This window comes from Lactococcus sp. LG606, from assembly GCF_017309645.1.
GTDB classification, from domain to species: domain Bacteria; phylum Bacillota; class Bacilli; order Lactobacillales; family Streptococcaceae; genus Lactococcus; species Lactococcus petauri.
In genome coordinates this window covers 1,413,459-1,426,042 of record NZ_CP071301.1, presented here as the reverse complement: position 1 = coordinate 1,426,042, position 12,584 = coordinate 1,413,459, and the positions used below count along the sequence as shown (strand labels likewise).

Genomic DNA, 12,584 nt, shown 5'->3' with positions numbered 1-12,584 from the left:
ATAATTCTTTCTGAGAACAGAAAGCGTGGCTGACACGTTACGTCAAAGATGAGATATTTTTGAAGCTTTTTATGCCGAAAAAATTAAGAAGGTGGTAACACGCAGATCGCGTCCTTTAGAGGGAGTTGATCTGCGTTTTTTTATTTCCTCAGTGCTCATCCCCAAAACTAAAATATGTTAACAAAAAAATTGGAGGCTTATATGATTAAAATCACTTTCCCAGATGGTGCTGTCAAAGAATTTGAGGCAGGCATCTCAACACTTGAAATTGCGAAATCAATCTCACCTGGTTTGGCTAAAAAAGCCTTGGCTGGTAAAGTCAACGGCAAACTTATTGACGTGACCCGTCCAATCAAAGAAGATGCAACTTTTGAAATTGTAACACCGGATCATGAAGATGCTTTTGGTTTACTTCGTCACTCTGCAGCTCACTTATTTGCTCAAGCAGCACGTCGTCATTTTCCAAATATTCACCTTGGTGTAGGTCCAGCTATTGAAAATGGTTTCTACTACGATACTGATAATGAAGAAGGACAAATTTCAAACGATGATTTGGAAAAAATCGAAGCAGAAATGCGTCGTATCTCCAAAGAAAATTTCCCTTCAATTCGTAAAGAAGTAAGCAAAGAAGAAGCGAAAGAAATCTTTGCTGGTGATCCTTATAAGCTTGAGCTTATCGAAGAACACAATGAAGATGAAGGCGGCTTGACAATCTATAGTCAAGGCGAATACACAGATCTTTGCCGTGGCCCACATGTGCCATCAACTGGCTTTATTAAATTCTTCAAATTGCTTAATGTGGCAGGAGCTTACTGGCGTGGAAATAGTGATAACGCGATGATGCAACGTGTTTACGGTACTGCTTGGTTTAATAAAGAAGACCTCGAAGAAAACTTGAGAATGCGTGAAGAAGCGAAAGAACGTGATCACCGTAAGCTCGGTCGTGAGTTAGATCTCTTCTTCAATGAAGCTTCTTTGGGAGCAGGTACAGCTTACTGGCTTCCAGATGGAGCAACTATTCGCCGTACAATCCAACGTTTCGTAGAAGACCGTGAAATCGCTGCAGGCTACTTGCACGTTAACACACCAAACTTGATGAACTTGGATATTTATAAACAATCAGGACACTGGCAACATTATCATGAAGACATGTTCCCACCAATGGATATGGGTGATGGCGAGCAAATGGAGCTTCGTCCAATGAACTGCCCATCGCACATTGCTATCTATAAACACCACGTACACAGCTACCGCGAATTACCTATCCGTATCGCTGAGTTCGGTACAATGCACCGTTATGAAAAATCAGGCGCACTTTCAGGTCTTCAACGTGTACGTGTGATGCAACTGAATGATGGTCACACATTTGTGACACCTGATCAAATCCAAGAAGAATTTGGAAAAATTCTTGAATTGATTATGGAAATGTACCGTGATTTTGGTATCGACGATTACAGCTTCCGTTTGTCATATCGTGACCCGGAAGACACAGAAAAATATTTCCCAGACGATGCAATGTGGGAAAAATCACAACGTATGCTTAAAGCAACAATGGATGATATGAATCTTGACTACGTTGAAGCTGAAGGCGAAGCAGCCTTCTATGGACCAAAATTGGACATCCAAGTTAAGACAGCTTTAGGTAATGAAGAAACACTTTCAACTATCCAGCTGGACTTCCTTAACCCTGAAAACTTTGACATCACATATGTTGGTGCAGATGGTGAAAAACACCGTCCAGTTATGATTCACCGCGGTGTAATTTCAACTTTGGAACGCTTTACAGCTTACTTGATTGAACTTTATAAAGGTGCGTTCCCAACTTGGTTGGCACCTACTCAAGCAATCATCATTCCTGTAAACAACGAAATTCATGCCGATTACGCATGGGAAATCAAAAAACGTCTCCAAGAAAAAGGATTGCGTATCGTTGTTGATGAATCAAATGAAAAAATGGGTTATAAAATCCGTCAAGCCCAAACACGTAAAGTTCCTTATCAAATCGTTGTGGGTGACCAAGAAATGGCAGATGGCACTGTAAACATTCGCCGTTATGGTTCAACAGATACTGAAGTTATTAGCTTGGATCAATTTATCGAAAATATTCAAGAAGACGTAGCTAACTACAGCCGTACTAAATAATAAAAAGAGAGGGAACTCTCTTTTTATTTGTCATTACCATAGGTTTTATTTTCTAAAAAAACCAGAATACAAGCGCATTCACGACTTATAACTAGAAAAATAGTTCACAAAATGCTATACTAAGACAGTAATAGAAAATATTCGGAGGAATTTGAAATGGCAATCGTTTCAGCAGAAAAATTCGTACAAGCCGCTCGTGACAATGGTTACGCTATCGGTGGTTTCAACACAAACAACCTTGAATGGACTCAAGCTATCTTGCGCGCAGCAGAAGCTAAAAAGACTCCAGTACTTATCCAAACTTCAATGGGTGCTGCTAAATACATGGGTGGTTACAAAATGTGTAAACTCCTCATTGAAACTCTTGTAGAATCAATGGGAATCACTGTACCAGTAGCTATTCACCTTGACCACGGTCACTTTGATGACGCTTTGGAATGTATCGAAGTTGGTTACTCTTCATTGATGTTTGACGGTTCACACCTTCCAATCGAAGAAAACCTTAAACTTGCTGAAGAAGTTATCACAAAAGCTCACGCTAAAGGTATCTCAGTTGAGTGTGAAGTTGGTTCTATCGGTGGTGAAGAAGACGGTATCGTCGGTGAAGGCGAACTTGCTCCTATCGAAGATGCAGTAGCAATGGCTAAACTTGGTGTTGATTTCCTTGCGGCTGGTATCGGTAACATCCACGGTCCTTACCCAGAAAACTGGAAAGGTCTCCACATCGATCACTTGACTAAATTGAACGAAGCACTCGTTGAAGCTATGGGCAAAAATGTTCCTATCGTATTGCACGGTGGTTCAGGTATCCCTGACGATCAAATCCGCGAAGCAATCGCTAACGGTGTAGCTAAAATCAACGTAAACACAGAATGCCAACTTGCATTTGCAAAAGCAACTCGTGAATTCGTCGTTGAATTTAACGCTAACGAAGCTGAATACATGAAGAAAAAACTCTTCGACCCACGTAAATTCTTGAAACCTGGTTTCGACGCAATCACTGCATCAGTTGAAGAACGTATCGACGTTTTCGGTTCAGCAAACAAGGCGTAAGCCTTGTTCTGCGAAGCAATCTCTGATTGTGAGCAAACAAATATAGTTTTTGATTTGCGAAGCAATCTCTGATTGTGAGCAAACCAATATAGTTTTTGATTTGCGAATCAAACTCTGATTGTGAGCAAACCAAGATTAATCAGTTTTTTGAAATATGATTAAAAGAACGCTTGTCGCTTTTGGCAAGCTTTTTTTGTGTGAACTTAGGAGTAGGAAGTAAGTGAAGTCAGATTGAGTCAAAAATTTGAAAGAAAATGTTAAACTTAAAGAAGAGCAAAGAACATACGATTTGCAGGATAAATCTGATACTTAGATCGATGAAGCTCAGACAATAAATAGTGAAGAAATGAGGGGGAGAGATGATAGGAATAAAAAAACGTAAGAATATAGAAGTTTCAAAAGAAATGAACGGACAAATACCTCAAACGGTAAAAAAATCTATAAGTAGTGATAAAGCTTCTAAGGTTCATAGAACAATTCACGGAGCCTCAATCACTGCTGCGGGCGTAGGTGCTCTACCGATACCTATTGCGGATGCTTTAATTTTAGTACCTATTCAGTTAAAGATGCTGAAAAATATTTATAATATTTATGATGTGAAGTTTAGTGATAAATTTGTCGTAAACTTTATAAGGGTGACATTGATTCCGTATATAGGAAGATCATTGGCTACTTTGATTCCAGGTGTAGGTAGTGTGGTCAATGCTTCGATAGCTGCGGTAATCACTGAAGCGATTGGCTGGAGTGCAGCTGCTTCATTAGAAAAAGGCATCGATATTACGAAAGATACTGAAAAATTCGAAGGAATACTGACAGATACACTTAAAACTTTAATTCAACAAAAAAAATAAAAACTGCTAGGCATTAGCAGTTTTTTTATTTTAAAATTTATCCTTGACAAGATTTTGATAATACAGTATACTAATATAAAAGCGGTTTCATAAAAACGGATAGTGATTATTAAGTTAAGCTAGACCTTATCGTACTCTATTTTTGTCATAGGGGCGATAGGGTCTATTTTTGTGAAATGAGGGGTGAATTGTGGAAATCAGAAAAATCCTAAACAATAATGTGGTCATAGCAATTAATAGCAGAAATGAAGAAATCATCCTTATGGGGCTTGGTATTGGTTTCAAGAAAAGAATAGGTCAAGCAGTTGAGGTTGATAAAATCGAAAAGATTTTTGGTTTAAAAGCCAGCTCAGATATACAGAGTTTTTCGGAGATTTTAAACGAAATTCCGAGTGCTATCATTGAGCTTTCGATGGTGACTTTATCCGAGGTTAAAGTTAAGTTTGATAAGGAAGTTTCAGATACAACGCTTGTTGCTTTTGCGGACCATCTTCATGCAGCGCTTTTGCGTACTGAAGAAAACATCTCGGTGAAGAATTTTCTGCTCTGGGATATTAAACGTTTCTTTCCAGAAGAGTTCAAAATCTGTTTGAAAGCATTGGAAAAGGTCAAAGAACAATTTGGTGTAGAGCTGCCAGAAGATGAAGCAGGTTTTCTGACGATGCATATCGTTAACGGTACACTTGGTACTGGTCATGAGTATGCGATGCAGCTGACCAAGCTTATGGAAGAAATTTTAACGACATTAAAGTATACTTTGAAAATCACCTTTGATGAACAAGATATTTACTTCCAACGCTTCATTACAAATTTAAAATTCTTTACTGAGCGGATTTTAGCAGGTAGTGCTAGAGTAGAAGAAACCGACAAGGAACTTTTTGCTCTTATTGTGCGCAAATATCCCAATGCTTATCTTGGCACACGTAAAGTGAGCGAATTTTTAAATCAAACAAGAAATTATGAAGTCTCTGAAAGCGAACAGATTTACATGACCGTGCATTTGGCACGTATCTTGGAGAAAATCCAATAAAACTAAACTTTGGTAACAAATGGATCGTGACATTAAGTTGGCGAGACCTCTAAAAATATATTATATTATGGAGGTTTGTGATGGGCAAATATGAAGCTCTTGCAAAAGACATTGTAGCAAATGTGGGAGGGAAAGAAAACATCCTCTCATTGACAAATTGTATTACGCGACTACGTTTTAAGTTAAAAGACGAAAGTCTCGCGAAGACAGAAGTACTGAAGAAGATGAATGGTGTTGTCACTGTCATGCAAGCTGGTGGACAGTACCAAGTTGTCATTGGGAACCATGTTCCTGATGTCCGCGCTGATGTAGATAATGTTATCGGTAAGCTAGAGATGGATTCTTCTCAGACGAAAGCCAAGGGAAATATTTTCGATAAGTTTGTCGAAATGATTTCAGGAATTTTCCAGCCTATTTTAGCACCCTTGGCGGCAGCAGGTATGATTAAAGGGTTGAACGCGATTCTATCCTTTGCATTGGGAGCAAGCTTCCAAGCTTCTTCAACCTATGCTGTCCTTAATTCTATGGGCGATGGACTTTTCTTGTTCTTACCAATTTTTATCGGCTATACAGCGATGAAAAAATTTAACGGCTCGCCATTTGTCGGGATGCTGATTGCCGCAGCCTTGGTTTATCCTGGATTTGTGGATGGTTCAGTCACAAAAACTTTCGCTGAGAGTGGAGGGCTAAACTTCTTTGGTATTCCATTTTCAGTGCCAGCAGCAGGTTATGGTTCATCAGTTATGCCTATTATCGCTATTACAGCTTTTGCGGCCTTTCTTGAACAACAGCTCAAGAAAATTATCCCTGACGTGGTGAAACTTTTCTTAGCACCTTTCTTTACAGCTTTGATTGCAATTCCTTTAGGTTTTCTCATTATTGGGCCAGTCATGAATATTGCTTCTGATGCTTTAGGGAAAGGACTTCTCGCCTTGCAAGGTTTCAGTCCAATTATCTTTGGACTTGTGTTAGGCTTTACGTGGCAAATTTTGGTTATGTTTGGCTTGCACTGGGCGCTTATTCCTTTTGCCATCATTTCTTTAGCACAAGGTGAACCAACTGCATTACTTATTCCGGCAGCAGGTGCTTCATTTGCTCAGACTGGTGCAGTGGGAGCAGTAATGGTAAAAACAAAAGATAAACGATTACGTGAGTTAGCAATCCCTGCTTTCATTTCAGGATGGTTTGGCGTAACAGAGCCAGCAATCTACGGGCTAACACTTCCAAAGAAACGTCCTTTCTGGGCTTCATGTGTGGTAAGTGGTATTATTGGTGCATTTGCTATGGGAATGGGTATTAAAGGATACACAATGGGCGGCTTAGGTGTCTTTAGTTTCACAACAAATATCAGTTTAGATGGTGATATTTCGGGAGCAGTTAAGATGATTATTTTAGCAATCATTGCTGTAATCGCAGGTTTTGCCTTGACATGGATTCTTGGTTTTGAAGATGAAAACTCAGAGGAAGAACAACCAAAAGAAACAACAAATAATCAAACTCGTGTATCACAAGCAGTAGGCGAAGAACATATTGCGACTCCTTTAGAAGGCAAAGTCCTTCCATTATCTGAAGCGAATGATGCAGCTTTTGCTGCGGGTGTGATGGGCAAAGGAGCAGTAATTGAGCCAACACTTGGTGAAGTTTATGCCCCATTTGATGGACAAGTGATGACTGTTTTCCCTACAAAACACGCTATTGGTTTAATTTCAGAGCAAGGAACAGAACTCCTTATACATGTTGGCATTGATACCGTGCAGTTAGAAGGAAAATATTTTGAATCCTTTGTTTCACAGGGACAAAAGATTCAAAAAGGCGATTTATTGTTGAAGTTTGATATGGAAGCTATTGAAGCTGCAGGTTTCAGTACACAAGTGCCGATTATTATAACTAATAGCAGTGATTTTTCAGATATTGTAATAACTGACAAGACAGTTATTCATAAAGCAGAAGAGTTATTAACTGGTCTTGTAAAAACAGCTGATGGTTTGGTCGTTCAGCCGGTATAAAAAAGGAGAGAGAAATGAGATTTAAAAAAGACTTTTTATGGGGTGGAGCTATCGCGGCCAATCAAGCAGAAGGTGCTTATAATGTTGGTGGTAAAGGACTGTCTGTAGCTGATATGAAAACAGTAGGTGGAAAAAATAAGGAACGTCATTTTACACCAGTGCTTGACGAGGAGACATATTACCCTTCACATCGCGCGATTGATTTCTATCATAATTACAAAGAAGACATTGCTTTATTTGCAGAAATGGGCTTTAAAACATTTAGACTGAGTATAAACTGGTCGCGCATTTTCCCTCAGGGAGACGAAACGCAACCTAATGAAGAAGGTTTACTCTTTTATGATCGCGTATTTGATGAATGTTTGAAACATGGCATTGAACCGTTGGTTACACTCAGTCACTTTGAAATTCCCTTGGGATTGATGGAAAAATATGATGGCTTTTTAAGCCGGGAAACCATTGATTTCTATGTGAATTATGCCAAAGTATGTTTTGAGCGCTACAAAGATAAAGTGAAATACTGGATCACTTTTAACGAACTAAATTTTGGTACAATGCCACACGGTGAACTTACAGTTTTAGGCCTTCATCCACATGGTGATTTTGCGCTCAATGCGATTCCAGAAGATGAGCATAAAAGATTTCAAGCCTTACACCATACTTTTATTGCCAGTGCAAAGGCGGTCATTGAGGGCCATAAGATTAATCCAGAGTTTAAGATTGGCTGTATGATTGCTCATTTGACTATGTACCCTCTTACACCAAACCCAGAAGATATCTTGCAAACCAAAGAATACGACCTGCTTGTGAATAAGTTTGTCGGTGATGTCCAAGTTAAAGGGAAATATCCAGCGCTTATCGAAAAATACTTTCAAAATAAAAAAATTGAAATCCAAAAAGAAGAAGGTGATGATGCGCTGCTCCAAGAAGGAAGAGTAGATATGTACACTTTCAGTTACTATATGACACTTTGCGTAACGACTCAAGAAGGGGCAGAGCCTTCGATGGGGAACTTGATGGGAGGTGCAGCAAATCCTTACTTGGAAGCCAGTGAATATGGCTGGCAGATTGATGCGACAGGGTTAGAATATACCTTAATGGATTTGTATGACCGCTATGAAGTCCCGCTCTTTGTTGTGGAAAACGGTTTAGGTATGGAAGACAAAGTCGAAGCAGATGGTACAATAAATGATGATTATCGTATCGATTATTTCCAAAAACATATCAAGGCGATGAGCCGTGCAATTGATAAAGGTGTGGATCTCCTGGGTTATACACCTTGGGGCTGTATTGATTTGGTTTCAGCAGGAACTGGGGAAATGCGGAAACGTTATGGTTTTATCTATGTAGATATGGACAATGACGGTAAAGGAACATTAAAACGTTCAAAGAAAAAATCCTTTGACTGGTACAAAGAAGTAATTGCCTCAAATGGCGAAACGATTTTAGGAGAAAAATAAAATGACATTTAAAAAAGACTTTTTATGGGGCGGTGCCACAGCTGCTAATCAATTGGAAGGTGCCTTTGATGTGTATGGAAAAGGACTTTCGGTCGCAGATGCGATGCCAGGTGGAAAAGAACGCTTAGGAATTCTCAATTCACCAGACTTTGACTGGACCATTGATGAAGACAAATATGTTTATCCTAACCACAAAGGGATTGATCATTACCATCATTTTAAAGAAGATATCGCCTTGTTCGCCGAGATGGGTTTTAAAGCTTATCGCTTTTCTGTAGCTTGGTCCCGCATCTTTCCGAAGGGAAACGAAAGTGAACCTAATGAAGCCGGTCTTAAATTCTACGACCAATTGATTGACGAATGTTTGAAATACAATATCGAACCTGTAGTCACAATTTCTCACTATGAAATGCCACTTCATCTTGCTAAAGAATATGGTGGATGGAAAAATCGGGAATTGATTGAGTTCTATGTTCGTTATGCCAAAGTTTTGTTGGAGCGTTATCAAGACAAAGTGAAATACTGGATGACTTTCAATGAAATTAACTCTGCAACTTTCTTTGCGGCTCTGGGTCAAGGTTTAGTACCTTCAAATGGTGGAGATGATAAAAAGAATGTCTTCCAAGCTTGGCATAATCAATTTGTTGCAAGTGCATTAACTGTAGAATTTGGACATGCCTTGAACAAAGATTTACACATCGGTTGTATGAGCATTTATTCGACAACTTATGCTTTTGATGCCAATCCAATCAATCAGATAGCTGCTCAACAAAGTATTCAAGAATTCAATTACTTCTGTAATGATGTTCAAGTGCGAGGGGAGTATCCTGTCTTTACACATCGACTTCATAAAAAATATGGAATTAAAAAAGAAGACTTAGAGATAACGAAAGAAGATTTGGAAACTTTGAAAAAAGGAACAGTCGATTACATCGGTTTTAGTTACTATATGTCAACTGTAGAATCGAAAACCCAAGAAGGAGTTGAAGCAAGTGGAAATATGGTACTCGGGGGTGTAAAAAATCCGTTTCTTAAAGAAAGTGAATGGGGTTGGGCCGTTGACCCTGATGGATTACGTTATGCCTTAAATGATCTTTATGGACGATATCAGGTTCCACTCTTTATAGTAGAAAATGGCTTAGGAGCTATTGATAAAGTTGAAGCTGACGGCAGCATTCAAGATGATTACCGTATCGATTATTTACGCAGACACATTATCGCCATGGAAGAAGCAGTCGAAGATGGTGTTGATTTGATGGGGTATACACCTTGGGGCTGTATTGACCTTGTTTCTGCCTCAACCGGGGAAATGAGCAAACGTTATGGTTTCATTTATGTGGATTTGGATGATGAAATTCATGGTACAGGAAAACGTTCGAAGAAAAAATCATTTGACTGGTATAAAGAAGTCATTGCATCAAACGGTCAAAGACTTTGAAATAAAAAACCACTTTAAGTGGTTTTTTATTGAGAGATTTATTAACAGGAGGTTTTCAAGCATCCTCTAGAAAATGACGGACAATCTGACTGAAATTTGTGGGACGAAAATAGAAACTCAGATGGCTTCCCCAAGGGATAATAAAAAACTGACTGTTAGGAATATGCTTTGCAATATCATGAGCATGGGCAGTTTTAACCACATCAAACTGGCCATTGATGACAAGTGTGGGAGCAGTGATATTCTCTAGTTCATCCATATTTTGAAGCACATCTTCTAAAAGAAGTTGCAAAGCAGGTGAAGGTCTACGCAGTAAATGTGCACAAATGTTGAGTGATTTTACTGTGAAGCGTACCAAGCTATAAAGTCCAGCATAGGTGGAATTGCCAGCGTTAAGGATTAAGCGATGTATGCGCGTAGGGTACTTGCTGGCTAGAAGCATTGCAATATTTGCGCCATCGCTGAAACCAAGCAGATTGATAGACTGAAGATCTTCAGCTTGCATCACTTCAAGTACATCCTCCATTAAACGATTAAAACTAAGTTTTTTTCCGCTAAAAAGACTTTTTCCATGACCGCGTGTATCGATTGAAATGCAAGTATAATCACCTTTTAGCCTTTTGATAAGTGGCTTAAAGATATTACTATTTTGTGAGTTGCCGTGTAACAGTAAAAGTGTAGGTCCTTTACCTTCAACTTTATAGTAAATTTTCACCTTATCACTTGTAATAATATATTTTTCCATGATTTTGTCCTTGATGTTAGTATAGCAGATTAGCTTGGGAAATGGGGCTTGTAAAATAAATGAAATAACTGTAAAATAATCGCTCATATTGGTTGAGTGAAATAATAATTTTTGTTAGAATAAAGTGACCAATCGTTTTATTAAAAAAAGATTATAAAACCAAGATTTTTTGATTGACTTGAGAAGATAAAATTAACAATGGCTGAAAAAAAATATAAACATATGAAGGTAAAGGAGCGTAAAGCTCTACCAAAGGTCACTCTAAGTGCAGCGGCAGTATTAGGCGTCGCTGCTTTTGGTGCGAATGCTCATGCGGATAGTACAACAACTGCTTCATCAGATTTCAAAGTGGTAACGAATGTAGATACTGTGACTCAGAACTCAGAGGTAAACAAGATTGAAGCTGGGGATGATGGGCAGTTGAGCAGTAGTAATTCAGAAAACTCAACGGATTCAACAAATCCAACGGACCCGGTTGATCCAACGGATCCAGTAGATCCAACAGACCCGGTTGACCCAACGGACCCAGTAGATCCAACAAACCCGGTTGACCCAACGGATCCAGTAGATCCAACAGACCCAGTTGACCCAACAGATCCTGGTAAACCTGTGAACCCTGAGAAACCAAAACCAGAAAAGCCGAAACCATCTAAGCCAAAGCCTTCTAAACCAAAACCATCAACGCCAAAACCTAGCACTCCGGCACCGGCGCCTACACCAGCTCCATCTGCACCTAACTATAATTATGTGGCACCCGTTTATTCTGGAGCAAATTATACAGCACAGGATGCGGTAACGACTTATAAACAGGCAAGTACAGATGGCGATTTGAAATTCAATAAAACAAATATTGCAGTACCACCATTGACGAAAATTAACAACACAACTGTTGAAGATTTTATCAAAAGTATTGCTCCTCGAATTTCACAACTTGCAGGACAAAATAATCTCTATGCTTCTTTAATTATTGCCCAAGCTATTTTGGAGTCAGGCTACGGACATAGTAATGTCGCATCTATCTACCATAATTTGTTTAACATTATTGGTGCATTTAATGGGCAGTCCGTAACAATATCTTCGGGAACTTATCGGGCCTATGATAATTTTGACCAATCCCTTGTAGATTACATCAACTTGATGTTGCATGGGACAACTTGGAATAGCAAGATTTATGCTGGAAGCTGGAAGGTCAATAGTGACAGTGTTGAGGATGCAGCACGTTCATTGCAAGGAATCTTTGCTACGGATCCGGAGTATGCCGCTAAGCTCATTCAAATTATTAAAGAATACAACTTGACTCAGTATGACGATATTGAAAACTTGTCAGATGAGTTTAAAAATCTCGATGCTCCTGCAAGTCCATTATTGGAAAAAATGCCGACTGACTTGAAATTCCCAGAATATGATGGCAAACAATATCCAGGTGCCTCAAGCTATGCTTGGGGAAATTGTACACAATATGTGTATAACCGTATCTTCCAATTGGGTGGAAAAATTGGCCAATTCATGGGTAATGGTGGCGTTTGGGGTTCAAACGGTGCCGCACAAGGTTATTACACAACGACTATTCCACAAGTGGGTTATGCGGTAAGTTTCCCACCGGGTGTAGCTGGAGCTTCTGCTGAGTATGGTCACGTTGCTTTTGTGGAAAAAGTAAATAAGGATGGTTCAATCCTTGTTTCCGAAATGAATGTTAAAGGACTCAATGTTGTGGATTATCGTACGATATCTGCAAGCGATGCAAGTTTATCCACATATATTCAACCTAAAAAATAAAAAAACGGTTCGTAAGAGCCTTTTTTTGTTCTTTTTAAAAAAAGTTAAAGAAAAAAATCAGTCCAAAGACTGAGATTATCCAC

9 protein-coding genes are annotated in these 12,584 nt (G+C 39.1%); 8 read left to right on the top strand and 1 reads right to left on the bottom strand.

All coding sequences use genetic code 11. The annotated features are described in order from the left end of the window. Positions 1 to 201: 201 nt before the first annotated feature. The 7 genes from thrS to J0J35_RS07055 all read left to right on the top strand — a co-directional run bounded on the left by thrS (position 202) and on the right by J0J35_RS07055 (position 9,980). The gene (gene thrS, locus J0J35_RS07085) at positions 202 to 2,142 is read left to right on the top strand and encodes a threonine--tRNA ligase (protein WP_017369132.1); all 1,941 of its coding nucleotides are present in this window, start codon (positions 202 to 204) and stop codon (positions 2,140 to 2,142) included. A 156-nt stretch (positions 2,143 to 2,298) separates the two neighbouring features. After that, positions 2,299 to 3,195: a class II fructose-bisphosphate aldolase gene (locus J0J35_RS07080; RefSeq protein WP_017370538.1), complete on the top strand. Its 897-nt coding sequence runs from the start codon at positions 2,299 to 2,301 to the stop codon at positions 3,193 to 3,195. Between the two features lie 359 nt (positions 3,196 to 3,554). Then, on the top strand, positions 3,555 to 4,046 hold the full coding sequence (locus J0J35_RS07075; RefSeq protein ID WP_019292181.1) for a YcjF family protein: 492 nt from the start codon (positions 3,555 to 3,557) through the stop codon (positions 4,044 to 4,046). 190 nt (positions 4,047 to 4,236) lie between these two features. After that, the gene (locus tag J0J35_RS07070) at positions 4,237 to 5,076 is read left to right on the top strand and encodes a PRD domain-containing protein (protein ID WP_206916336.1); all 840 of its coding nucleotides are present in this window, start codon (positions 4,237 to 4,239) and stop codon (positions 5,074 to 5,076) included. Between the two features lie 80 nt (positions 5,077 to 5,156). Then, positions 5,157 to 7,082, top strand: coding sequence for a beta-glucoside-specific PTS transporter subunit IIABC (locus tag J0J35_RS07065; protein ID WP_206916325.1), 1,926 nt, complete (start codon positions 5,157 to 5,159; stop codon positions 7,080 to 7,082). A 14-nt stretch (positions 7,083 to 7,096) separates the two neighbouring features. Then, positions 7,097 to 8,542, top strand: coding sequence for a glycoside hydrolase family 1 protein (locus J0J35_RS07060; RefSeq protein WP_206916321.1), 1,446 nt, complete (start codon positions 7,097 to 7,099; stop codon positions 8,540 to 8,542). 1 nt (position 8,543) lies between these two features. Next, complete coding sequence (locus J0J35_RS07055) at positions 8,544 to 9,980, top strand: glycoside hydrolase family 1 protein (RefSeq protein ID WP_206916318.1); 1,437 nt, start codon at positions 8,544 to 8,546, stop codon at positions 9,978 to 9,980. A 55-nt stretch (positions 9,981 to 10,035) separates the two neighbouring features. Here the strand turns inward: J0J35_RS07055 and J0J35_RS07050 are convergent, their stop codons facing one another. Beyond that, a complete protein-coding gene (locus tag J0J35_RS07050) occupies positions 10,036 to 10,725 on the bottom strand; it encodes an alpha/beta fold hydrolase (RefSeq protein ID WP_206916317.1) in 690 nt (229 codons plus the stop codon). Between the two features lie 198 nt (positions 10,726 to 10,923). On the opposite strand from J0J35_RS07050, the gene J0J35_RS07045 reads away from it, so the two are divergent. Then, positions 10,924 to 12,501: a glucosaminidase domain-containing protein gene (locus J0J35_RS07045; protein WP_206916316.1), complete on the top strand. Its 1,578-nt coding sequence runs from the start codon at positions 10,924 to 10,926 to the stop codon at positions 12,499 to 12,501. Positions 12,502 to 12,584 lie beyond the last annotated feature (83 nt).